This is a genomic window from Rhodococcus sp. NPDC004095 (assembly GCF_053604015.1).
Genome location: NZ_JBSGGS010000005.1, coordinates 307,711 through 331,143 on the forward strand (window position 1 = coordinate 307,711; position 23,433 = coordinate 331,143).

The 23,433-nt window shown below is 69.4% G+C and carries 24 protein-coding genes; 22 read left to right on the forward strand and 2 right to left on the reverse strand.

Annotated elements, in window-relative coordinates; all coding sequences use genetic code 11:
* The first annotated feature begins 268 nt into the window (after positions 1–268).
* From ACWEPG_RS12105 to mutM, 4 genes are read left to right on the forward strand one after another with little or no spacing between them, the layout of a single operon-like run.
* Positions 269–847, forward strand: a complete 579-nt coding sequence (locus tag ACWEPG_RS12105; RefSeq protein WP_450134734.1) for a YceD family protein — start codon at positions 269–271, stop codon at positions 845–847.
* Positions 848–849: 2 nt separating this feature from the next.
* Positions 850–1,032 carry a 50S ribosomal protein L32 gene (gene rpmF, locus ACWEPG_RS12110; protein ID WP_450112223.1) on the forward strand — a complete coding sequence of 61 codons (183 nt, stop codon included), beginning with the start codon at positions 850–852 and terminating at the stop codon, positions 1,030–1,032.
* A gap of 5 nt (positions 1,033–1,037) precedes the next feature.
* Positions 1,038–1,808, forward strand: a complete 771-nt coding sequence (gene rnc / locus ACWEPG_RS12115; protein WP_450112224.1) for a ribonuclease III — start codon at positions 1,038–1,040, stop codon at positions 1,806–1,808.
* Between the two features lie 4 nt (positions 1,809–1,812).
* On the forward strand, positions 1,813–2,679 hold the full coding sequence (gene mutM / locus ACWEPG_RS12120; protein ID WP_452594439.1) for a bifunctional DNA-formamidopyrimidine glycosylase/DNA-(apurinic or apyrimidinic site) lyase: 867 nt from the start codon (positions 1,813–1,815) through the stop codon (positions 2,677–2,679).
* Here the strand turns inward: mutM and pdxR are convergent.
* Positions 2,615–4,087 carry a MocR-like pyridoxine biosynthesis transcription factor PdxR gene (gene pdxR / locus ACWEPG_RS12125; RefSeq protein WP_452594440.1) on the reverse strand — a complete coding sequence of 491 codons (1,473 nt, stop codon included), beginning with the start codon at positions 4,085–4,087 and terminating at the stop codon, positions 2,615–2,617. The genes mutM and pdxR overlap by 65 nt on opposite strands.
* 77 nt (positions 4,088–4,164) lie before the next feature.
* Here pdxR and ACWEPG_RS12130 point away from each other — a divergent pair, with 77 nt between their 5' ends.
* The 14 genes from ACWEPG_RS12130 (at position 4,165) to ACWEPG_RS12195 (ending at position 18,642) form a co-directional block, all read left to right on the forward strand.
* Complete coding sequence (locus ACWEPG_RS12130; protein WP_450112227.1) at positions 4,165–4,824, forward strand: pyridoxamine 5'-phosphate oxidase family protein; 660 nt, start codon at positions 4,165–4,167, stop codon at positions 4,822–4,824.
* A gap of 286 nt (positions 4,825–5,110) precedes the next feature.
* The gene (locus tag ACWEPG_RS12135) at positions 5,111–5,209 is read left to right on the forward strand and encodes a potassium-transporting ATPase subunit F (RefSeq protein ID WP_450112228.1); all 99 of its coding nucleotides are present in this window, start codon (positions 5,111–5,113) and stop codon (positions 5,207–5,209) included.
* Positions 5,210–5,213: 4 nt separating this feature from the next.
* On the forward strand, positions 5,214–6,914 hold the full coding sequence (gene kdpA / locus ACWEPG_RS12140) for a potassium-transporting ATPase subunit KdpA (protein WP_452594441.1): 1,701 nt from the start codon (positions 5,214–5,216) through the stop codon (positions 6,912–6,914).
* Positions 6,911–9,022 (forward strand): potassium-transporting ATPase subunit KdpB, encoded by a 2,112-nt coding sequence (gene kdpB, locus ACWEPG_RS12145; RefSeq protein ID WP_452594442.1) that lies wholly within the window; start codon positions 6,911–6,913, stop codon positions 9,020–9,022. Before kdpA ends, kdpB begins: the two co-directional genes overlap by 4 nt.
* A 6-nt stretch (positions 9,023–9,028) precedes the next feature.
* The gene (locus ACWEPG_RS12150; RefSeq protein WP_450112231.1) at positions 9,029–9,673 is read left to right on the forward strand and encodes a potassium-transporting ATPase subunit C; all 645 of its coding nucleotides are present in this window, start codon (positions 9,029–9,031) and stop codon (positions 9,671–9,673) included.
* Positions 9,674–9,680: 7 nt separating this feature from the next.
* On the forward strand, positions 9,681–12,233 hold the full coding sequence (locus tag ACWEPG_RS12155; protein WP_452594443.1) for a DUF4118 domain-containing protein: 2,553 nt from the start codon (positions 9,681–9,683) through the stop codon (positions 12,231–12,233).
* Between the two features lie 20 nt (positions 12,234–12,253).
* Positions 12,254–12,934, forward strand: a complete 681-nt coding sequence (locus tag ACWEPG_RS12160) for a response regulator (protein ID WP_450112233.1) — start codon at positions 12,254–12,256, stop codon at positions 12,932–12,934.
* Between the two features lie 54 nt (positions 12,935–12,988).
* Complete coding sequence (locus ACWEPG_RS12165) at positions 12,989–13,432, forward strand: OsmC family protein (protein ID WP_450112255.1); 444 nt, start codon at positions 12,989–12,991, stop codon at positions 13,430–13,432.
* A 13-nt stretch (positions 13,433–13,445) separates the two neighbouring features.
* The gene (locus tag ACWEPG_RS12170) at positions 13,446–14,630 is read left to right on the forward strand and encodes an SMP-30/gluconolactonase/LRE family protein (RefSeq protein ID WP_450112234.1); all 1,185 of its coding nucleotides are present in this window, start codon (positions 13,446–13,448) and stop codon (positions 14,628–14,630) included.
* Between the two features lie 2 nt (positions 14,631–14,632).
* Positions 14,633–14,923 (forward strand): acylphosphatase, encoded by a 291-nt coding sequence (locus ACWEPG_RS12175; RefSeq protein ID WP_450112235.1) that lies wholly within the window; start codon positions 14,633–14,635, stop codon positions 14,921–14,923.
* A gap of 360 nt (positions 14,924–15,283) precedes the next feature.
* A complete protein-coding gene (locus ACWEPG_RS12180) occupies positions 15,284–15,784 on the forward strand; it encodes a hypothetical protein (RefSeq protein WP_452594542.1) in 501 nt (166 codons plus the stop codon).
* A gap of 1 nt (position 15,785) precedes the next feature.
* Positions 15,786–16,952: a glutathionylspermidine synthase family protein gene (locus ACWEPG_RS12185; protein WP_450112236.1), complete on the forward strand. Its 1,167-nt coding sequence runs from the start codon at positions 15,786–15,788 to the stop codon at positions 16,950–16,952.
* Positions 16,953–16,994: 42 nt separating this feature from the next.
* Positions 16,995–17,450 carry a DUF350 domain-containing protein gene (locus ACWEPG_RS12190; RefSeq protein WP_450112237.1) on the forward strand — a complete coding sequence of 152 codons (456 nt, stop codon included), beginning with the start codon at positions 16,995–16,997 and terminating at the stop codon, positions 17,448–17,450.
* Positions 17,451–17,649: 199 nt separating this feature from the next.
* Positions 17,650–18,642 carry an alpha/beta hydrolase gene (locus ACWEPG_RS12195; protein ID WP_450112238.1) on the forward strand — a complete coding sequence of 331 codons (993 nt, stop codon included), beginning with the start codon at positions 17,650–17,652 and terminating at the stop codon, positions 18,640–18,642.
* Between the two features lie 63 nt (positions 18,643–18,705).
* Here the strand turns inward: ACWEPG_RS12195 and ACWEPG_RS12200 are convergent, their stop codons facing one another.
* The gene (locus tag ACWEPG_RS12200; RefSeq protein ID WP_450112239.1) at positions 18,706–20,283 is read right to left on the reverse strand and encodes an APC family permease; all 1,578 of its coding nucleotides are present in this window, start codon (positions 20,281–20,283) and stop codon (positions 18,706–18,708) included.
* A gap of 200 nt (positions 20,284–20,483) precedes the next feature.
* Between ACWEPG_RS12200 and ACWEPG_RS12205 the strand changes: the two genes are divergently transcribed.
* The 4 genes from ACWEPG_RS12205 to ACWEPG_RS12220 all read left to right on the forward strand — a co-directional run bounded on the left by ACWEPG_RS12205 (position 20,484) and on the right by ACWEPG_RS12220 (position 23,381).
* Positions 20,484–21,413 (forward strand): ABC transporter ATP-binding protein, encoded by a 930-nt coding sequence (locus tag ACWEPG_RS12205; protein WP_450112240.1) that lies wholly within the window; start codon positions 20,484–20,486, stop codon positions 21,411–21,413.
* Entirely contained in the window at positions 21,410–22,261 is an 852-nt protein-coding gene (locus ACWEPG_RS12210; protein ID WP_450112241.1) for an ABC transporter permease, read from the forward strand. The genes ACWEPG_RS12205 and ACWEPG_RS12210 overlap by 4 nt, the downstream gene beginning before the upstream one ends.
* On the forward strand, positions 22,251–22,493 hold the full coding sequence (locus ACWEPG_RS12215; RefSeq protein WP_450112242.1) for a helix-turn-helix transcriptional regulator: 243 nt from the start codon (positions 22,251–22,253) through the stop codon (positions 22,491–22,493). Before ACWEPG_RS12210 ends, ACWEPG_RS12215 begins: the two co-directional genes overlap by 11 nt.
* A gap of 108 nt (positions 22,494–22,601) precedes the next feature.
* A complete protein-coding gene (locus ACWEPG_RS12220; RefSeq protein ID WP_452594444.1) occupies positions 22,602–23,381 on the forward strand; it encodes a VOC family protein in 780 nt (259 codons plus the stop codon).
* Positions 23,382–23,433: the final 52 nt, after the last annotated feature.

Consider the following 23,433-nt stretch of genomic DNA (forward strand, 5'->3'; position numbering starts at 1 on the left):
ACCCGCGTCGGGACCGGTCGACTGCGCCCTCGCCGCGCGGCTCGGATGAATCGCTGGTGACATCATGCTCCCGGTCGCGGGACGGCGCAGGTCGAACCGTGCCGCCCCCGTGGGGGCACGGTTTCGTGTGCGCGTGGACATCGCGTACCCTGGGGTGGTTGCCCGTTGCGGGCCTTGTCCGCCTCGACGACCTGTCCATCTCGACGAAAGAGTGCTTCGCGTGTCCTCCCACAGCTCCACCGCGCCCCGTCCGCATGACGGTGGCTTCGTGCTGGACACCCGCAAGCTCGGTCGCCGACCCGGGTCGATGACGACGCTCACCCGGACGCTGCCCGCGCCGGCGAGGATCGGTCTCGACCTGATCGCGGTACCGGAGGGTGCCGACGTCGAACTCGATCTGCGGCTCGAGTCCGTCTCCGAGGGTGTGCTGGTCACCGGTACCGTGCGCGCCGCGACGAAGGGGGAGTGCTCGCGCTGCCTCGAACCGTTCGACGGCGAGCTCGACCTCTACCTGACCGAACTGTTCGCGTACCCGGACAGCGTCACCGAGGAGACCACCGAAGAGGACGAGGTCTATCGGATCGTCGACGACCTGATCGACCTGGAGCCGGTCGTCGTCGATGCCGCCGGGCTCGAACTTCCGCTGCAGCCCTTGTGCAGCGAAGATTGCCAGGGACTGTGTCCCGAATGTGGGATTCGCCTGGCGATTGCAGAATCCGGGCATGGGCATGAGATACTGGATCCTCGCTGGGCTGCCCTCGCGGGGAAGTTGGTTGACGCCGACGGTGTCGATGCCGATGCAGAGTCCAGCACGAGTCGTGTGAACACCGAAGCCGAGGAGAAGTAGAAGTGGCTGTCCCCAAGCGCAGAATGTCGCGATCCAACACCCGGTCGCGGCGCAGCCAGTGGAAGACCACTGCGCCCACCCTCATCACCTGCCCGAACCGCGCCTGCGGCGAGAAGACCCTTCCCCACATCGCGTGCCCGTCCTGCGGCACCTACAAGGGTCGTCAGGTCACCGCTGCGGTCTAGTCGCAGTGACACGCAGTACGAGCCCTACAGCTCCCGCCGGCGGCGAGGAGGGACAGCATGCTTCCCTCCTCGCCGCTCTTGGCGTTGAGTTGGCCGAACCACTCCTGACGCTCGCGCTGACCCACCGGTCGTACGCGTACGAGAACGGTGGCCTGCCGACGAACGAACGGCTCGAGTTCCTGGGCGACTCTGTCCTCGGACTCTCCGTCACCGAGCGTCTGTACACAGCGCACCCGGACAAGTCCGAGGGTGAGCTGGCGAAGATTCGCGCGAGCATCGTGAACATGCACGCCCTGGCGGAGGTCGCGCGCGGTCTCGGCGAGGGCGGTCTCGGTGCCCATCTCCTGCTCGGCAAGGGCGAGGAGATGACCGGCGGCCGGGACAAGGCCAGCATTCTCGCCGACGGTATGGAGTCGCTGCTCGGCGCCGTGCACCTGCAGCACGGCATCGACACCGCCCGCACCGTCGTCCTGACCCTGTTCGCGGACCTGCTCGAGCGGGGACCGAAGCTCGGCGCCGGCCTGGACTGGAAGACCAGCCTCCAGGAACTGACCGCCGAACGCGGTGACGGTGTACCCACCTACGAGATCACCTCCACCGGGCCCGATCACGACAAGGAGTTCACCGCGACGGTCCTCGTCGCCGGTGCGCCTCTCGGTGTCGGTATCGGCCGGTCGAAGAAGGAAGCCGAGCAGAAGGCCGCCAGCACTGCCTGGAAGGCGCTGACGGACGTGCAGTCGGACTCCTCCGGCGGCGACTCCGACGCGAGCGAGTAGCCCCGTGCCGGAGCTGCCCGAGGTCGAGGTGGTGCGTCGTGGGCTCGATGCCCACGTCGTAGGTTCCCGCGTCGACTCCGTAGAGGTGTTGCACCCCAGGGCGGTTCGCCGGCACCTGCCCGGCGGACCCGACCTCGTCGCCCGGCTGACCGGGCTCTCCGTCACCGCCGCGCGTCGTCGCGGCAAGTACCTGTGGCTCGAGGTCGACCCGGGGGACCTCGCCGTCGTCGTGCATCTGGGGATGAGCGGGCAGATGCTCGTGCAGTCGCCGGAGGTCGCGCGCGAGAAGCACCTGCGGATCCTCGCGGAACTCGACAGCGGCCGGCAGCTGCGGTTCGTCGATCAGCGCACGTTCGGGGGCTGGGCGCTGGCGCCGCTCGTGGAGGTCGCGGGCACCGCCGTCCCGGAACCGGTCGCGCACATCGCTCGCGACCCCCTGGACCCGCTTTTCGACCCGGACGCCACGATCGCGGCCATCCGGGGCAAACGCTCCGAGATCAAACGGGTGCTCCTCGACCAGACCGTGCTGTCCGGGGTCGGCAACATCTACGCCGACGAGGCGTTGTGGCGCAGCGGGATTCACGGCAATCGACCCTCGGACCGGCTGACCCGACCCCAGGTGCGGTCCCTGCTCGACTCGGTCACCGAGGTGATGTCCGAGGCCCTCGCGCAGGGCGGCACGTCCTTCGACGCCCTTTACGTCAACGTCAACGGCGAATCCGGTTACTTCGATCGTTCGCTGTCCGCCTACGGTCGCGAGGACGAGCCCTGCCCGCGGTGCGGGGCGCCGATCCGGCGGGAGAAGTTCATGAACCGCTCGTCGTACAGCTGCCCGAAATGTCAGCCGCGCCCGCGGTCCGTGCGCGGATGACATCCGCGATCACCGCCGCGGCATCGTCGGCGCGCGATTCCGGTAGCCGCGCGTAACCGCACAGCAACCCTCGGGGGCCGGTGGTGTCCACCCGGTACGCGGCAAGCGCCCGAACCGCGAGACCTCGCCGCGCGATCGCCTCGGCGACGGCGCCGTCGTCCGCCACGTCGGGCAACCGCAGTGCGACGTGCAGTCCCGCCTCGACGCCGAGTGGGTGCACGTCCGGCAGGTACGCGCGCAGCGCCTCGACGAACGCGTGCCTGCGCGCCGCGTAGGTCCGCGACGACCGGGCGAGATGCCGGGTGAGCGCACCGGATTCGATGAATCCGGCGAAGGCGTCCGCGGTGATCGCGCAGACCGCCTCGCCGCTGACCGCCAGTGCCTCGTGGATCCGGGGCAACAGCCTTGCGGGTGGGACGAGCCACGCCAGGCGCACCGACGGCGTGAGGATCTTCGATGCCGTTCCGACATAGGCGACGTGGTCATGTCCGCCCTCGATCGCGCGCAGGGCGGGCAATGTCGCCACGCCGTACCGGAACTCGCCGTCGTAGTCGTCCTCGATGAGCAGTCGCCCGGCCTCGGCCGCGTCGGACACCAGCGCCGCACGCCGTGTCGCAGGCATCCGGGCACCCAGCGGGTACTGGTGCGCGGGAGTGCAATACACCGCCACATCCGCCGCGCGGATCGTCTCCGGGTCGAGTCCGTCGGCATCAACCGGTACCGGCCGGATGCGGCAGCCCGCCGCCTCGATTGCCAGCCTCGCCTTCGTGTAGCCGGGATCCTCGAACGCGACCTGCCGTCCCGCGAGGCCGGCCGCCGTGACCAGAGTTCGCAGCGCAGCGGCGACGCCGGGTACCACGACGATCTCGTCCGCACTCGCCGCGATGCCTCGGGTACGGCGGAGGTGCCCCGAGAGTGCCTCGCGGAGCCGTCGATACGAGTTCGGCCCGGGTACTCCGTTCGGAACCGGATCGGCTGCAACCGCACGCCACGCCGCCTTCCAGTCGCGGGACGAGACCAGGGTGGTGTCGGGGTAGCCGGGGGACAGGTCGAGCATCGTGTGGGGGAGTCCGGTGCGCGGAGCGGATTCCCGCGCGGCCCCGCCGGTGACGTGCGGGGTGACGCCGGCGCGGGCGGCGGTGTCCGCGCCCACGGCGACGCGGGTTCCTGATCCCGCACGGGTGTCGACGAATCCCGCGGCGGCCAGTTCGTCGTAGGCGTCGACGACGACCGTGCGCGAGACGCCGAGTTCGACGGCGAGCACTCGGCTCGACGGCAGCACGTCCCCTGGCCCGAGCGTGCCGTTGCGCAACGCGGTGACCACGGCACCGGCGATGCGGCGGCGGAGCGGTTCGCCGCTGTCCTCCAGTGTGAGGTGCAGTGTCGAGGGCGTCGCTGTCCGGCTCACTCCCGCAGGATACTGGTCTGCGAATATCCGTAGAACTGGATCTGGAGCGCGGACCGGTATCGGGCGACAGTGGAGGCATGACGACCGACCTCGAACTCTCCCGTATCCGCAGACTGCCCGAACGCGCGAGCGCCGACCGCGCCGACCTCGACGCGGTCCTGGACGCCTCTGCATTCGGCACGCTCGCCACCGTCGTCGACGGACTTCCCTGGGTGGTGCCGATGCTCTACGCCCGGACCGGCGACCGGATCCTGCTGCACGGATCCACCGGCGCCGGGGCACTGCGCCACGTCGCGGCGGGCGCCCCGGCGTCACTGTGCGTGACGCACCTCGACGGAATCGTCCTGGCCGACAACCTGTTCAACTCGTCCGCCAACTACCGGTCCGCCGTGGTGCGCGGCCGACTCGTCCCGGTCGGGACCGACGACGCGGAAGCCGCCCTGATCGCCCTGTCGGATGCGCTGATCCCGGGTCGCAGCGGCGAGGTGCGGCCGTCGACGCGGAAGGAGCTCGCCGCGACACTGACGATCGCGCTGCCGATCGAGAACGGGAAATGGACGGTCAAGGTGCGGTCCGCGCCCCCGAGCGAAGGCGACGCGGATCCGGACACCTGGGCCGGCGTGGTGCCGCTGCGCACGGTCGCGGACGCCCCGATCCGGGCGCCCTGGGTCGGCGACGACGCGACCGTACCGCCGTCCGTCCACAGGCTCGTCCGCGGCCGCGCCGCCCGTGAGTGAACGGCCGTCGGGGTGAAAATCGCGCACGGGCCGGGGAGGACGTAAGGATCGCGTAAACGTCCCCTGGTCGCGGTGTCAGCGACTCGTCAGGGGCGAGGAAATCGGGCAATTCCGGGAGCACTCTGCACTGTGGCCCTTGAACGGGTCGGGCGCGCCGACGGACGGCGGCCCTTTTGCAGTGTGAAGAGGAATGCGTGATGGCTGATCTGGCCTACGTGCTGCTGATCATCGGCACCTTCGCCGTCTGCGCGGCCGTGCTGCGCGGGCTGCAGACGAAGGCGAACCGGTGACGGCCGCGGGCGTGCTGAGCGTGGTGCTGATCGTGCTCGCGGCCGCCCTGGTGCTCTACCTGCTCGTCGCGCTCGTCGACCCCGAAAGGTTCTAGACCTGTGAATCCCGCACTCGCAGCGGGACTGCAGATCGCGTTCGTCGTCGGCGTGCTCGCGATCGCATACGTCCCCGTCGGTGACTACATGGCCAAGGTCTACACCACCGATGCAAACCTGAGATCCCGCGACCTGCGGATCGAGACGGTCCTCTACCGGCTCTGCCGGATCAATGCCCGCTCCGACCAGACCTGGTACGGCTACGCCGGTTCGCTCCTCGGCTTCTCCGCCGCGAGCGTGCTCTTCCTGTACTTCCTGCAGCGCATCCAGGGCGTGCTGCCGCTGAGCGGCGGACTCGAGGGGGTCAGCCCCGCGGTCGCGTTCAACACGGCGGCCTCGTTCGTGGCGAACACCAACTGGCAGTCCTACGCGCCCGAGACCACGATGAGCAACCTCACCCAGCCGCTCGGGCTGGCGGTGCAGAACTTCGTGTCCGCCGGGGTCGGCATGGCCGTCGCGGTCGCCCTGATCCGCGGCTTCGTCCGGGTGTCCCGGGGCGGCGAGATCGGCAACTTCTGGGTCGACCTGACCCGGGGCTGCCTGCGGATCCTGCTGCCGATCTCGTTCGTCATCGCGCTGATCCTGTTGAGTCAGGGCGTGATCCAGTCCTTCCGGACCGGATTCGAGTCCACCGGACTGGACGGGAACGTCGTCACCAACGCCCTCGCGCCGGTGGCCTCGCAGGAGGCGATCAAGGAACTCGGCACCAACGGCGGCGGCATTCTCGCCGCGAACTCCGCGCACCCGTACGAGAACCCGACCCCGGTCACCAACATCGTCGAGATCCTCGCGATCCTGCTGATCCCGGTGTGCCTGACCCGGACCTTCGGCACCATGGTCGGCGACCGGAAGCAGGGACTGACCCTGCTCGCGGTGATGGGCGTGCTGTGGGGCGGCCTGCTCGCGGTGACGCTGGCCGCCGAGTCCGGCACGCGCGGCGTGGCCGCGACCGCGGCCGGCGCGATGATGGAGGGCAAGGAGGTCCGGTTCGGGATCCCCGGCAGCGCGCTGTTCGCGGTCACCACGACCGGAACATCCACCGGCGCGGTCAACTCCGCGCACGACAGCATGTCGCCGCTCGGAGGCGGTGCGGTCCTGCTGAACATGCTGCTCGGCGAGATCGCCCCCGGCGGTGTCGGCACCGGCCTGTACGGCATCCTCGTCCTGGCGATCATCGCCGTGTTCGTCGGCGGACTGCTCGTCGGTCGCACCCCCGAGTACCTCGGCAAGAAGCTCGGCAGGCGGGAGATCACCCTCGCCGCACTGTCGGTGCTGGTGATGCCGGCCCTGGTGCTGATCGGCACCTCGATCACGGTGATCCTCGGCTCGACCATCGGATACCTCGGCAATTCCGGGGATCCCGGCACCCCGCAGGCAATCCACGGCTTCAGCGAGGTGCTCTACGCCTTCGCGTCGGCGTCGAACAACAACGGCAGCGCCTTCGGCGGGCTCACCGTGACCAGCGACTGGTTCCAGTCCTCGCTCGGGGTCTGCATGCTGCTCGGCCGGTTCCTGCCGATCCTCTTCGTCCTGGCTCTGGCCGGATCGCTTGCCGCACAGAAGCGTTCCGAACCCAACGCGGGCACACTGCCTACCTCCGGACCGATGTTCGCCGGACTGCTCACCGGCACCGTCGTTCTGGTGGCTGCACTCACCTTCTTCCCGGCCCTGGCGCTGGGCCCGATCGCGGAGGCTCTGCAATGAGCGTGAAGATCCAGGAACGTCCCCGGACGTTCCCCGGACCCGACGGTGGTCCGGATTCCACGCCGGTCAAGGCCGGCCTGTTCGACCCCCGGCAGATGGTGACCGCGCTGCCGGGCGCGGTCCGCAAGCTCGACCCCCGCCACCTGGCCCGCAATCCCGTCATGTTCGTGGTATTCGTCGGCTCGGTGGTGACGACGGTGATGGCGCTCGCCGACCCGTCCGTGTTCGCGTGGGTGGTCGCCGGCTGGTTGTGGTTCACCGTCCTGTTCGCGAACCTCGCCGAATCCGTCGCCGAGGGCCGCGGAAAGGCGCAGGCCGCCAGCCTGCGAAAGGTCAAACAGGACACCACCGCCCACCGGATCACCGACAGTGGGTCGATCGAGTCGATCCCGGGGACCGATCTGCGGGTGGGGGACCGGGTGGTCGTCGTCGCCGGTGAGGTGATCCCCGGTGACGGCGACGTCGTCGAGGGCATCGCCACCGTCGACGAGTCCGCGATCACCGGTGAGTCCGCGCCCGTGGTCCGCGAGTCCGGCGGCGACCGCTGTGCCGTCACCGGCGGCACCGTGGTGCTGTCCGACCGGATCGTCGTCGAGATCACCGCCGCCCCCGGGCAGTCCTTCGTGGACCGGATGATCGCTCTCGTCGAGGGCGCGGCCCGGCAGAAGACACCCAACGAGATCGCGCTGAACATCCTGCTCGCGTCGCTGACGATCATCTTCCTGCTCGCCGTCGTCGCGATCGGGCCGATGGGTCTGTACGCGGGCCACGAGCAGGACCCGATCAAGCTGATCGCCCTGCTGGTGTGCCTGATCCCGACCACCATCGGCGCGTTGCTCTCGGCGATCGGCATCGCAGGCATGGACCGGCTGGTCCAGCGCAACGTGCTGGCGATGTCCGGCCGGGCGGTCGAGGCCGCAGGCGACATCGACACCCTCCTGATGGACAAGACCGGCACCATCACCTTCGGCAACCGTCGTGCCACCGCCCTGTACCCGGCACCGGGCGTCGACGCCGTCGACCTCGCGGCCGCGGCGCGGCTGTCCAGTCTGGCCGACGGCACCCCGGAGGGGCGCAGCATCGTCGAGTTGTGCGCCACCGAGTTCGGCCTGTCCGCGGACCCGACCGAGGCCGAGAAGGCGGCGGAGTTCGTGCCGTTCACCGCGCAGACCCGGATGAGTGGGCTCGACATGCGGGACGACACGGATGAGGTCCGGCAGATCCGTAAGGGTGCCGGCGACGCCGTCCTCGGGTGGGTGAGCGCGCAGGGCGGAGCCGCCGACGTCGCAGTCACCGACACGGTCGGCGACATCGCCGCAGGCGGTGGCACCCCGCTGGTGGTGGCCGACGCGTCGCCGGACGGGGTGCGGGTGCTCGGCGTGATCAAGCTCGCCGACGTCGTGAAGCCCGGTATCGCACAGCGGTTCGCCGAACTCCGGGCGATGGGCATCAGGACTGTGATGGTCACCGGCGACAACCCGTTGACCGCCAAGGCGATCGCGGCGGAGGCCGGGGTCGACGACTTCATGGCCGAGGCCACCCCGGAGGACAAGCTCGCGCTGATCCGCCGCGAGCAGAGTGGTGGCCGGCTGGTCGCGATGACCGGCGACGGCACCAACGACGCGCCCGCGCTCGCGCAGGCCGATGTCGGGGTCGCGATGAACACCGGAACCTCCGCCGCCAAGGAGGCGGGGAACATGGTGGATCTCGACTCGGACCCCACCAAGCTGATCGAGGTGGTCGAGATCGGCAAGCAGTTGCTGATCACCCGCGGCGCGTTGACCACCTTCTCGCTGGCCAACGACCTGGCGAAGTACTTCGCGATCCTCCCCGCGCTCTTCAGCGTGATCTATCCGCAGCTGGATACGCTGAACATCATGCGTCTGGCCACGCCGGAGTCGGCGATCGTGTCCGCGGTGGTGTTCAACGCGCTGGTCATCATCGCGTTGATCCCGTTGGCGCTCAAGGGTGTCCGCTACCGGCCGGCGACCGCCTCGAAGCTGCTCGGACGGAACCTGTTGGTGTACGGAATCGGCGGTGTCGTCACGCCGTTCATCGGCATCTGGCTGATCGACCTCGTCGTCCGACTGATCCCCGGGATTGGGTGAGTGACCATGCGATTCACGATCGGATTTCTGCGTCAGGTCGGAGCGGGACTTGCCGTCCTGCTCGCATTGACCGTGGTACTCGGCATTGCGTACCCCGCCGCCGTGTGGGGGATCGGGCGCCTGTCGTCCGGATCGGCTGAGGGCTCACCCGTCCGCGACGCCACCGGGTGTGTGGTCGGCAGCCGGTGGATCGGCATCGACCCGCAGGTGTCCGCCGGGGAGCCGGACCGGTTCTTCCATCCCCGGGTGACCGGGTCCGTCTCCGACGACGACCCGTTCGCGCCCGGTGACCCCGCCGTCGCCCTACCCACCAATCAGGGGCCAAGCAGCGAGATCCTGGCCGGTTTCGTCGATGCCCGGCGCACGGCGATCGCCGACCGCGAGGGCGTGTCGCCGGATCGGGTACCGGTCGACGCGCTGACGGGGTCCGGTTCCGGTGTCGACCCGCACATCAGCCCCGCGTACGCGGAGCTGCAGGTGCGCCGCGTCGCCGAGGTCAACGGGTTGAGCGAGGACAGGGTGCGTGCCCTCGTCGACGCGCACACCGACGGCCGCCAGTTCGGCTTCCTCGGCGCGGAGCGGGTGAACGTGCTCGAACTGAACCTCGCGCTCGGGCTCACGGCACCGGATTGTGCGACCGCGGGTGGATGATGGCGGGGTGAGTGGTATCGAACCCGTGCCGCGGTCTGCGACGAGCGGCAGCGACACCGCCCGCAAGCGCGGCGAACTGCGCATCTACCTGGGCGCAGCGCCGGGCGTCGGCAAGACCTACGCGATGCTCGGTGAGGCACACCGGCGACGCGAGCGGGGCACCGATGTGGTCGCGGCCGTGGTGGAGACGCACGGCCGCGCCCGCACCGCCGCGCAGATCGGTGATCTCGAGGTGATCCCACCGAAGATCATCGAGTACCGGGGCACACGGATGGGGGAGCTGGACGTCGATGCGGTCCTGCGTCGGCGGCCCGCCCTCGTCCTCGTGGACGAGCTCGCCCACACCAACACCCCGGGCAGCCGGAACGAGAAGCGCTGGCAGGACGTCGAGGAATTGCTCGCCGCGGGCATCGACGTGCTGTCCACGGTGAACGTGCAACACCTCGAATCGCTGAACGATGTCGTCCAGCAGATCACCGGGGCGGTGCAGCGGGAGACGCTGCCCGACGAGGTGGTGCGTTCGGCCACCCAGGTCGAGTTGGTGGACATCACCCCGGAGGCGTTGCGGCGCAGGCTCTCCCACGGAAACGTCTATGCGGCGGAGAAGGTCGACGCCGCGCTGAGCAACTATTTCCGGCGGGGGAACCTCACCGCGCTGCGGGAACTGGCGTTGCTGTGGGTGGCCGACCAGGTGGACGCGGCGCTGGCGAAGTACCGCGCCGAGAACGCGATCACCGACACCTGGGAGGCGCGGGAGCGGGTGGTCGTCGCGGTCACCGGTGGCCCGGAGTCCGAGACGCTGATCCGGCGGGCGAGCCGGATCGCGTCGAAGGCCAGCGCCGAACTGATGGTCGTGCACGTGGTCCGTGGCGACGGGTTGGCCGGGGTGTCGGCGCCGGAGATGGGGAAGGTGCGCAAGCTCGCGGCGAGCGTCGGCGCCAGCCTGCACAGCGTCGTCGGCGACGACGTCCCGGCGACACTGCTGGATTTCGCCCGCTCGGCGAACGCAACCCAGTTGGTGCTCGGCACCTCACGCCGGTCCCGGTGGGCGCGCATCTTCGACGAGGGCATCGGCGCGACCGTCGTGCAGCAGTCCGGCGGCATCGACGTGCACATGGTCACTCACGGCGAGACGAAGCCGCCCCGCCGGTGGCTACCCACCGGGTCCCGGCCCCGCCGCGCGGTGTCGTGGATCGCGGCGCTGCTGGTGCCGTCGTTCGCCGCGCTGCTGATGTGGGCGATCAATGCCAGATACGACGTCGGCGGCGAGAGCGCGCTGTTCTTCGTCGTGGTGCTGATCGTGGCGCTGCTCGGCGGGGTGGCGCCGGCGGTGCTGTCGGCGCTGATCTCCGGGCTGCTCCTCAACTACTTCTTCACGCCGCCGCTGCGCAGTTTCACGATCGCCGAGCCGGACAACTTCATCACCACCGTGGTGCTGCTTGTCGTCGCGGTCGCGGTCGCGGTGCTCGTCGACGCGGCCGCCAAACGCGCGAGGGAGGCCCGCCGGGCGTCCCAGGAAGCCGAGCTGCTCGCATTGTTCGCGGGATCGGTGCTCCGCGGTGCGGACCTACCCGCGCTCCTGGACAAGGTCCGGGAAACCTACGGACAGCGGGCCGTCAGCGTCATCCATCGGGAGGGCGGGGTGGTCAGCGCGGTCGGGGAGGACCCGCCGCGCACGCTCGACGCCGCGGACACGGTGTGCGAGGCGGGCGATACCGATTACGCGTTGGCGCTGAGCGGATCCGACGTGGCGGCGCGGGACCGGCGGGTACTCACCGCGGTCGCGAATCAGGCCGTCGGGCTGATCCGGCAGGAACAGTTGGCGGCGGAGGCCATGCAGGCGCGGGCACTCGCCGAGGCCGACCGGCTCCGGCGGGCCCTGCTGTCCGCGGTCAGCCACGACCTGCGCACCCCGCTGGCCGCGGTCAAGGCGGCCGTGTCGAGCCTGCGCAGCGACGACGTCGAGTTCTCGCCCGAGGACACCGCGGAACTGCTTGCCACGGTGGAGGAGTCGACCGACCAGCTGACGAACTTGGTCGGCAATCTTCTCGACTCCTCGCGGCTCGCCGCAGGTGTCGTCCGGCCCGCCCTGCGGCCGGTGTACCTCGACGAAGTGGTACACCGGGCGCTCGTCGGTGTCGGTGTCGGCGCCACGGCGGGCTCCGCACGGGCACTGCGGGACCGGGTCCAGGTGGACGTGGGTGGTCACGCCGTCCTCGCCGACAGCGGACTCCTCGAACGCGTGGTGGCGAACCTGGTGGACAACGCACTGCGGTACGCCCCGGAGGGAGTGGTGCGGATCGGCGCCGGGGCGGTGAAGGATCGGGTGCTGATCACCGTCACGGATTCCGGCCCGGGCATCCCTCGCGGGGCCGAAGAGCAGATGTTCGACTCGTTCCAGCGACTCGGCGACCGGGACACCACGACCGGCGTCGGGCTCGGGCTGTCGGTGGTGCGCGGCTTCGTCGACGCGATGGGTGGCACCGTCGGCGCCACCGACACACCGGGCGGGGGACTGACCATGGTGGTGGATCTGGCCGGAATCGGAAAGGCTGACTGAGTGACGGAAAGGCTCGCCGCATGACGCGGATATTGGTGATCGACGACGAACCGCAGATCCTTCGCGCGCTGCGGATCAACCTGAGTGTCCGCGGATACGACGTGACGACCGCGGCCAACGGCGCCGCCGCGTTACGGGCGGCCGCCGAGCGGCATCCCGACGTGATCGTGCTGGACCTCGGCCTCCCCGACATGGACGGCATCGAAGTCCTTGCCGGGCTGCGCGGTTGGTCCACGGTGCCGGTGATCGTGCTGTCCGCGCGTACCGACTCGTCGGACAAGGTCGCCGCACTCGACGCCGGCGCCGACGACTACGTCACCAAGCCGTTCGGCATGGACGAGTTCCTCGCCCGCCTTCGGGCGGCGGTCCGGCGCGGGGCGGCCGCCTCGGACGCCAACGACCCGGTGGTGGTGACCGATTCGTTCACCGTCGACCTCGCCGCGAAGAAGGTGACGAAGGCGGACGCGGAGGTCCATCTGACCCCCACCGAGTGGGGCATGCTGGAAATGCTGGTGCGCAACAAGGGCAAGCTCGTGGGGCAGAAGGAACTGCTCCGGGAGGTGTGGGGACCGGCGTACGCCACCGAGACCCACTACCTCCGGGTGTATCTCGCGCAACTTCGCCGCAAACTCGAGGACGACCCCTCGAGGCCGCGACATCTCATCACCGAGGCCGGGATGGGATACCGCTTCCAGGAGTGACGTTGCGGACGGGTGCACGACCGCCGGTCGCGGCGGCAATGGCAGGATTGGGCCATGACTGATCAGAGCCCCGAGAACAGCCACGCCACGACCGAGCTGTGGGTCGAGCGAACCGGCACCCGCCGCTACACGGGCCGCAGCTCCCGCGGGGCCGAGGTGCTGATCGGGTCGGAGTCCGTCGAAGGCGTGTTCACCCCGGGCGAGCTGCTCAAGATCGCGCTCGCGGCCTGCAGCGGAATGAGTTCGGACCTTCCGCTGTCGCGGCGCCTCGGCGACGACTACGACGCCACCGTGCGGGTCTCCGGCGCGGCCGACCGCGAGAACGAGGTCTACCCCCTCCTGGAGGAGGTGCTCGAGCTAGATCTCAGCGAACTCGACGCGGACGCACAACAGCGGCTGATCACGGTGGTCGAGAAGTCGATCGACAAGGTGTGCACGGTCGGTCGTACCCTCAAAAGCGGCACTGTCGTTCGGCTTTCGATTGAAACCGATTCGTGATCTGATAGGCGCCATGACTCTGTCCCGCGTTGCGATGGTCGGCGCCGTGGTGGCTGCCGGCGTGGTCGCCGGTGCACCACTCGCCGCCGCTCAGCCCAGCTCGGTCGCGCCCACGAGCACCGCGCCCACGAGCACCCTGCCGGTGCCCCCGCTTCCGGCTGCCGAGCTCCCGGTACAGATTCCGACACTGCCGCCGCTGCCGGTCCCGTCGCTGCCCGCCCTTCCTGCGCTGCCCGGCGCGGAGCAGACGACCGGCGCCGCCCCGACCACCACCGCCGCACCCGCGTCGTCCGCGGCCCCCGCCGCGCCGATGTCTGCCGTGGCGACCACCACCACCGCGCCGACGACAACACCGGTCGCGCCGCCCGCGTGCACGACGTGGCGGGTCAGCACCGTCGCGAGCGGATTCGGTGTGCTCGAGAACCTCGCGTTCGACGGAGACGGCGGCCTGCTGCTCTCGGAGAGCCCGGCCCTCGGCGAAGGCGCCATCCGCACCCTGACTCCCAGCGGCGAGAAGGGCACGCTGGTGTCCGGAGTGCCCTCTCCCGGCGGCATCGTCGTGGACGACGACCGCGTGGTGTTCACCACCGGCAACAACGTGATGGCCGGTCTGTACAACGGCACCAACGGCACCGTCGAGTCGGTCCGCCGCGACGGCGGGGACCGCACCACACTGGCCAGCGGGCTGACGATGCCGAACGGTCTCACCCGGCTCGAGAGCGGCGACCTGCTGGTGACCCACGCGCTGGGCCGGGACCCGGGGCTGACCCGCGTCCCCGCCGGGAGCACGGACAAGTCCGAGACCGTGCGCAGCGACATCGGTTCGGCCAACGGCATTTTCACCTCGGGCTCGCGCGTGTACATCGGCAACACCTTCGAGAAGACCACCGAGGTGCGCATCCTCGACGCGGCGGACCTCGACGGCGACATCACGACCGTCTCCCTCCCCGGGAACGGTCAGACGAACGCCGGAGACGACCTGACCGTCGACGCCGACGGCCGGGTGTACATGGCTCTCAACGGCGCAGGCAAAGTCGTGCGCCTCGACCCCGCGACCGGCGACAGCTGCGAGATCGCGTCAGGTCTGCCGCTGACGTCCTCGGTCCGGTTCGGCGCCGGACCCGGGTGGGACGCGGCGTCGCTGTACACGACCGGTTTCGACGGCACGGTGCACCGCCTCACGCCACCGACGAACTGACCGTGGCCGCAGTGGACGCGCAACGGGTTCGGTTGACCGCGTGGGTGCACGGCACCGTGCAGGGCGTCGGCTTCCGGTGGTGGACCCGTTCGCGGGCACTGGAACTCGGCCTGGTCGGGCACGCAACCAACCGACCCGACGGTCGCGTCCTGGTGATTGCCGAAGGACCACGCCCGGAGTGCGAAAGGCTGCTGGACCTGCTCAGATCCGGATCGACCCCCGGCGTCGTCGACCTCGTCGTCGAGAGCTGGTCGGATGCGGCCGGGAACCTGGTCGGATTCGTCGAGCGCTGACCCCGTCCAGAGGGTGGGGGTGCCGCGCGGGGATCTGTACGACGTGACCTAGGGTCGGTGCGAGTGTCGACACACAGGGGGGAGGGGCCGATGGGACCCGAGGAACAGCACCCGGATGCCGGCGCCGCAGGTGAGTCCGGCTCGGGCGGATCGCAGCCCCGGTCGGGTGGTGACGACGTCCGTCCTCCGGCCGGCGGTGACGAGGTCCGTCCTCCGGCCGGCGGTGACGAGGTCCGTCCTCCGGCCGGCGGTGACGAGGTCCGTCCTCCGGCCGGCGGTGACGAGATCCGTCCTCCGGCCGAAGGTGACGAGATCCGTCCTCCGGCCGAAGGTGACGAGATCCGTCCTGCGGCCGGACGTATCCGCCGCCAGGAACCCGGCAAGACCGCTCCTCGACCGCCGACCGTTGCAGAGGCGCGCGCCCGGGACAAGGCGCGCCGCACCCGCGAGGAGGAGGAGCGTCTCGCCGCCGAGCAGGCCGCCAAGGACGAGGCGAAGCGGCGAACCCGGCGCAAGGCCATGATCGGTGGCGTCGCCGTCGTCGGGGTCGTCGGCCTGGTCGCCCTCGGCTACTCGGTGTTGTCCTCGGACGAGGTCGAGGCCACCTGCATCGACCCCGACACCGAGGTCGTGGTCGACGAGTCCTACTGCACCACCGGTACTCCCGGGGCGGGCGGGGTCTTCATCTACGCCGGGTCCACCTATCGCTACTACTACGGCGGCAGCACGGGACCGGTCGGCACCAAGGTGTCGGGCGGGACCGTGGTCACACCGAAGGGGACCACCATCAAGACCAAGTCCGGCACCACCATCCAGCGGGGCGGCTTCGGCAGCAAGAGCAGCGGAAGCGTCGGCACCTGACGTGAGGCGACTGCGAAGCACCCCCCGTCCGCGCTGGAAGGAAACCGTCGCCGCGCAGGGCATGGTGTTCGGCACTCCGGCGCGGATGGCCGACGGCACCGACCGCCCGTACTGGGACGAGTCCGTCCACTACGAGTTCGAGATGGACGAGATCCTCGCCCTCGAAGCGGATGTCGAACTGCTGCACTCGATGTGCCTCAAGGCCGTCGACCACGTCATTCTCACGGAACGCTTTCGCGACTTCGGGCTGCCGGAGTGGACGTGGGAGCCGATCGCACAGTCGTGGCGCCGCGGCGACCCACACGTGTACGGGCGCTTCGACCTGCGCTACGACGCGCGGCGGCCGGCGAAGCTCCTCGAGTACAACGCCGACACCCCGACCACGCTGCTGGAGGCGTCGATCCTGCAGTGGCACTGGCTCACCGACACCCATCCCGGTGACGACCAGTGGAACTCGCTGCACGAGAAACTGGTCGCACGATGGGCCGAGATCCGAAGCCAACTGCCCAGTGCCGAACTGCATCTGGCGTGGTCGAGCGCGGACCTGAGCGGCGAGGACAACGTCACCGTCGCCTACATGCAGGAATGTGCGGCGGAGGCGGGGCTGGACACCGTCGCCCTCGCGATCGAGGAGATCGGCTTCGACCCCGACCTGCACCGGTTCGTCGACCTCGAGGAGGCGCCGATCTCCTCGCTGTTCAAGTTGTACCCGTGGGAGTGGATCCTCGACGACGAGTTCGGCAGGCGCGCAGTCGAACTCCTTCCCGAAACCCTGTGGGTCGAACCGCTGTGGAAGGCGATCCTGAGCAACAAGGCGATCCTCGCGGTGTTGTGGGAGATGTACCCGGGCCACCCGAACCTGCTTCCGGCGTACATCGACGACCCGCACGAGCTCACCGAGTACGTGCGCAAGCCGAAGCTCGGCCGTGAGGGCGCCAACGTTTCCATTGTCGGCGCCGGGATGGACACCGCCACCGGCGGCATCTACGGCGAGGAGGGGTTCGTCTACCAACTGCTCGATCCCCTGCCCGAATTCGACGGCATGCGACCGGCGCTCGGCGCGTGGATCGTCGGAGACGAGGCCGCCGGCCTCGGCATCCGCGAGACCGCCGGACTGGTCACCGACGACGGTGCCGCGTTCGTGCCGCATCGCATCCCGCAGGCCTGACCCACCCCGAATCACCTCACGATCCGACGAAGGAGCATCACGATGACCACTGCGGTGGTAGCCCTCGGTAGCGACTACTGGTCCACCCTCGGCCGGGGCGTCTCGGCGATCGTGCTGTACGCGATCCTCGGGCTCGTCCTGATGGTCCTCGGCTTCTTCGCGATCGACTGGACGACCCCCGGTCACCTGCGGACGCTGGTTCGGGAGGGGCGACCGAATGCCGCCGTGGTCACCGCGTCCGGCATGGTCAGCATGGCGCTGATCGTCGTGCTGGCGATCTACGCCTCGTCCGGCAAGCTGGTTGAGGGCCTGATCTACAGCGCGGTGTTCGGCCTGGTGGGCATAGCCGCACAGGTGATCTCCGTGCGACTCGTCGAACTGGTGACGGCCATCGACATCGGCGAGGTCCTCGTCCGCGACCGGTTCACGCCCGAGGTCCTCGTGGTCGCCGCCGCCCACCTGGCGCTGGGACTGGTCGTCGCGGTCGCGATCCTCTAGCGAATACCGGTAGGTCTCGGTCGAGTACACCGTCCGATCTCGATCGGGGCACGCCTCGGGCGAAACACCAGTCCCACCTGTAACACTGTCCGGTGGGTCGGGTCAACACCGAGCTACACATTCGTCGAACGGTGGTGGGTGGCGTCCGAGCGGGCGCGGCCGTCGTCCGCGGTTCGGCGAGGGGGAAAGGTTTTCGCCGATGTCGAGAGCAGGATGGTCCCGTCGGATCGGACGCGGGTTGCGGACGCTGGCCGCGACGACGGTCGTCGCGGGCGTGATCGCCGGAACGGCGGGCGGCGCGGTCGCCGGTGCCGCCCCGATCACGCACCGAGCGCCGTGGGGTGGCTACGAAGAGGTCTGGGTGCCCTCGGACATGGGCCCGATCAAGGTGCAGATCCAGTGGGCCAGGCGCGGCGGCAACGCGGCGCTGTACCTGCTCGACGGCATGCGGGCGCGCAACGACTACAACGCCTGGGCGCACGACACCAACGCCCTCGCCCAGTACGGGAACGACAACGTCACGCTGGTGATGCCGGTGGGCGGGGAATCCTCCTTCTACAGCGACTGGCTGGCGCCGTCGAACTTCAACGGGCAGCAGACCGCCTACCGGTGGGAGACCTTCCTGACGAAGAACCTCCCGGACTACCTGGCGACGCGCGGTGTCTCGCGCTCCAACAACGGCGTGCTCGGCCTGTCGATGGGCGGCTCCGCGGCCCTGACGCTGGCGGCCTACCACCGCGACCAGTTCAGGTTCGCCGGCTCGCTGTCCGGGTACCTGAACATCTCGGCGCCCGGCATGCGCGAGGCGATCCGCGTCGCGATGCTCGACGCCGGCCGCTTCAACGTCGACTCGATGTGGGGCCCGCCGTGGAGCAGGGCGTGGCTGCGCAACGACCCGTTCGTGTTCGCCCCACAGCTGCGGGGTCTGTCGCTGTACGTGTCGGCCGCCAGCGGCCTGCCCGGCCAGTTCGACCACCCGAGCGCGCCGATCGACTTCTACCACATGGCCAACGCGATGGGACTCGAGGCGCTCGCGCTCGCCAACAGCAGGGCCTTCCAGGTACGGCTGGACACCCTCGGTGTCCCGGCGACCTACAGCTTCCCGGCGAACGGTGTCCACTCCTGGCCTTACTGGGAGTCCGAGCTGTGGAAGGCCCGCCCGCAGATCCTGAACACGCTGAACGCCTGGTGACGTGAGACCCCGGGTTCCCGGACCGATCCGGGAACTCGGGGGGGAAGGGGTTTCGGCTCGTGGTCAGTGCCGGCCCGCGTCGACGAGTTCCTCGGCCGGGAGTCCGCGTGCGACGGTGTCGCCGTCGAAGAATGCGGGTTCGCGGCGCTTGCACCACCACATCAGCGGGAGGCCGATGAGCATCGAGCCGACCCCGAGCAGGAACACCCCGCCGACCTGCCAGTGCGGGGCGAACGGCAGGGTCCACGCCGTCTCGCCGTAGTCGGCGGCGAACGACGTCACCGTCGTCCACCCGGCCGCGAACAGCAGCATCGCCCCACCGGTCAGGGGGAGCAGCACGCGCAGCCATGCCTCCCGGCCGCCCTGGCGCAGGGTGTCGCGGTACAGCCACGCGCAGGCCAGCCCCGTCATCCCGTAGTAGAAGCCGACCGCGATACCGATCGCCGCGACGGAGTCGTAGATCAGGTCGCCCGCCGCGATGAAGTTGAACACCACGTACAGGGCCGCTGACACGCCGCCCATCGCCAGCGTCGACACCGTCGGTGTCCGGAACCGCGGATGCACACTCGCGAAGGACGCGGGCAGCGCCTTGAACACGCCCATCGACAGCGTCGTGCGCGCCGTCGGGAGGATCGTGGTCTGTGTGGACGCGATCGCCGAGGTCAGGATCATGAGCAGCAGCACGTGCACGAGGAACACTCCGACCGGTCCGTCCCCGAACACCGCGGTGCCGAGGGCGGCGAAGAAGTCGTCGAAGTGCTCGGGATTGGCCAATCCGGTGCCGTCCTCGCCGACACCGGCGAACGACTGAGCGGCGATGGTCACCAGCACGTACAGGGCGACCAGCACGACCGTGGAGATCACGGCGGACCGGCCCGGGGTGTGCCTCGCGTCGACGGTTTCCTCGTTGACCGAGACCACCGAGTCCCAGCCCCAGTAGATGAAGACCATCAGCAGGATCGCGTTGACGAAGGTGGAGAAGGAGCCGATTTCGAAGGGGTTGAACCAACTCCACTGGGGTGTCAGGGCCGCCTCGCCCGCGCGGCCAAGCCACACCCGAACCAATGCGACCACCGCGAACACCACGAGCGCCACGAACTCCACCGTGAGCAGCAGTCGCTGGATCCGGGCGGAGAGTTCGATGCCGCGGAAACACAGCCACGTCATCGCGAGCATGAACGCGACGCCGAGCACGAGGACCGCGATGTGCGTCGGATCGTGTCCGATGCCGTCCGCGCCCAACAACAGGAAGGTGTACTGGCCGGCGACCTGGGCCATGCTCGCCATCACCAGCACGTCGGCGACGACGATGGCCCAGCCGCACATCCAGCCCCAGGACGGGCCGAACGCGCGGGTCGCCCACACGAAGGTGGTGCCGCAGTCGGGTTCGACGCGGTTGAGTTGCTGATACCCGAACGCGGCGAACAGGATCGGGACGAACGCCAGCAGTGCGATGACCGGCGCCTGCAGGCCGACCGCGGCCACCACCAGGCCGAGCGTCGCGGCGATGCTGTACGCCGGTCCGGCCGACGCGACCCCGATCACCACACTGGACGTCAGGGTCAGTGCCCCCGACCGCAGCCCCTTGTCCGGGACGCCCGCGTCAACATGCTTTGCGGCCGGCGCCGCCTCATCGATCACTGGCGGCAGCTTAGGGCACGTCTCCCGCTTGCTGTTTCGGCGCCCCTCGCCCCGGATCGCGCCGCCGCGACGGCGGCGCCGACACCGGTGTCCGACCCAGGCTGTGGGGTGACTGCATCCGATGTTCCTCCGGAGCATTGCCGCATCGAAATGTAGTAGATATGCTACATAAAATCGTAGGTTGATTATGGGGAGGGGTCATGGGTTCGAGGGACGGTGTTGTGCTCGACGTCGACGCTGTGCGAATGCGATACGGCGACACCGACGTTCTGCGTGGGGTGAGCTTCCAGGCGCGCCGCGGCGAGGTGCTGGTCATGCTCGGCCCCAACGGGGCGGGCAAGACGACCACCATCGAGATACTGGAGGGCTTCCGCACTCGGTCGGCGGGTGGCGTCACCGTCCTCGGTGTCGATCCGGAACACGGCGACGAGCGCTGGCGCGCCCGGGTGGGTGTCGTCCTGCAGTCCTGGCGCGACCACGCCAAGTGGCGCGTGCGCGATCTGCTCGAGCACATCGGCGTGTTCTATCGCCCATACCTCGGTGAACGATTCCAACAGCCTTGGGACACAACTGAACTCATCGAGCTTGTCGGGCTGTCCGGCCAGGCGGGAGCCAAGATCGGCACGTTGTCCGGTGGTCAACGGCGCCGGCTGGACGTGGCGATCGGGATCGTCGGCCGTCCGGAGTTGTTGTTCATGGACGAACCCACCGCGGGCTTCGATCCCGCGGCTCGTCGTGACTTCCACGACCTCGTCCACCGACTGGCCGATCTCGAGGATACGACCGTGCTGCTCACCACCCACGACCTCGACGAAGCGGAGAAGATCGCGGACCGGATCCTGATCCTGGCCGGCGGGTGCATCGTCGCCGACGGCTCGCCCGACGAGCTGACCCGCGCGATCGCAGGTGAGGCGGAGGTGCGCTGGACCGTCGACGACCAGCGCTTCGTGCACACCACCACCGAGTCGACGAAGTTCGTCCACGAGCTGTTCAAGCAGCACGGCGACTCCATCGGCGAACTGGAGGTGCGCCGCGCCTCGCTGGAGGACACCTACATGGCCCTGGTCCGCCGCCACGAGTCCGGCGACGCCCCGACCGGGGTGCCCACACTCTCGGAGGTCGCACGATGAACCCCACGTCCAATGCGGTCCGGGCGGGCTTCACCCGCGGATGGATCGAGCTTCGTCAACTGTTCACCGCCGCCCCCGACCTGATCGGTCAGTTCCTGACGCCGGCCATCACACTGGTCGTGCTCTACCTGCTGCGCAATCGCGAGTACCCGGGTGGCGAGCTCTCCGTCGCCGAACTGGCACTGCCCGGGTTGATCGGGTCGATCATCGTGTTCAACGGTCTGTTCGCGATCACCAACGTGCTCGTCCTCGACCGGGAGGACGGAACGCTGTTGCGGGCCAAGGCGGTGCCGGGCGGCATGATCGGCTACGTCGTAGGCAAGATCGTCTCCGCCGCGGGATCCGTTGTCGTGCAGGTGGCTGTCGTGCTGGCGGTGGGGATGGCGATCATCGGCGGGTCCTCGCTCGACGGGGCCGCGTCGTGGCTGACGTTTGTCTGGGTTCTGCTGCTCAGCCTGCTCGCCGCGCTGCCGGTCGGGGCGATCCTCGGCGCCGTCCTCGACGGACCGCGCGCGACGTTCCTGCTGACGATGCCGCTCATGGGACTCATTGCGATCTCCGGCATCTTCTATCCGATCACCGCGTTGCCGGGCTGGCTGCAGGGCGTGGCACAGGTGTTCCCGATCTACTGGAGCGGGCTCGGAATGCGCTCGGCGCTGCTGCCTCCCGAGGCGGTCGCCATCGAGATCGGCGAGTCCTGGCGGCACATCGAGACGGCTGCCGTGCTCGGCGTCTGGGCCGTCGCAGGGCTGCTGATCGCGCCGGTAGTGTTGCGGCGCATGGCGCGTCACGAGTCAGGATCGAGTATGGCGGCACGGCGAGAGAAGGCGATGCAGCGTGCCTTCTGAGGTCATCTACAACCGCATCGCGATGCTGCGTGCCGAGCGGGGCATCTCGCGGCGGGAGTTGGCCGAGGCGCTGGGAGTCCACTATCAGACGGTCGGGTACCTCGAACGCGGCGAGTACAGCCCCAGCCTGCACCTCGCTCTGCGGATCGCCGCGTACTTCGAGGTGGCCGTCGAGGTCGTGTTCTCGACCGAGCCCTTTCCCCGACTGGGCTCGGGTGCGGAGACCGCCTGACGTCGGCTGAAATTGCGCCGTGATCGGGGTGGGAGGAGGCTGGGACCGTCCACTGGCTGCCGGTGGTATCCGGCAGTCCAGGCCGCACTGACCGCCCCAGGAGCTGTGATGAGCGTCGTCTCCACGAACCAACCGCTGGGCACCCCCACCTGGATCGACCTGGGCATCCCTGATCTCGATCGGGCGATGTCGTTCTACGGGGCGGTCTTCGGTTGGGAAGCCGCCATCGGCCCCGAGGAGGCGGGGCGCTACACGATGTGCCTGCTGCGGGGCAAGAAGGTCGCCGCGTTGATGCCCAATCCCGATCCGGTGGCAACGGAATTCTGGTGGAGCGTCTATCTGGCCACTGCCGACGTGGACGAAACGGTCGCGCGGGCCACCGACGCGGGTGGCATCGTGCTGGCGGAGCCGATGGACGTGATGGGCGAGGGACGGATGGCGATCGTGCGGGATCCCTCCGGCGCACAGTTCGGACTGTGGCAGGGGTTCGCGCACGTCGGCTGCGAACTGGTCAACGAGCCGAACACGCTGCTCCGCAACGATCTGGTGACGCCCAACCCGGGCCCGGCCCGAACCTTCTACTCCGCGGTGTTCGACTTCACGCTGGACGGGAACGAGGACCTGCCCGGTATGGACTTCACCTTCCTGCGCCGACCCGACGGGCACGAGATCGGGGGCATCCTCGGCGACCCGACCGCGTCCGGATCGGCCTGGGGCACGCTGTTCCAGGTCGTCGACGCCGACAAGGCCGTCGCCGCCGCCCGCGCCGCCGGTGGCACCGCGAAGAATGCCACTGACATGAAATACGGGCGAACCGCGGAGATCACCGATCCGTTCGGTGCGACGTTCACCGTGGGTGCACCGTTGCCGGGAGTGCACGAGGGGTAGGCGCGGGAACGCAATCGCGGAATCGGTCGGTGGGGTGCCGTAATCTAAGCCG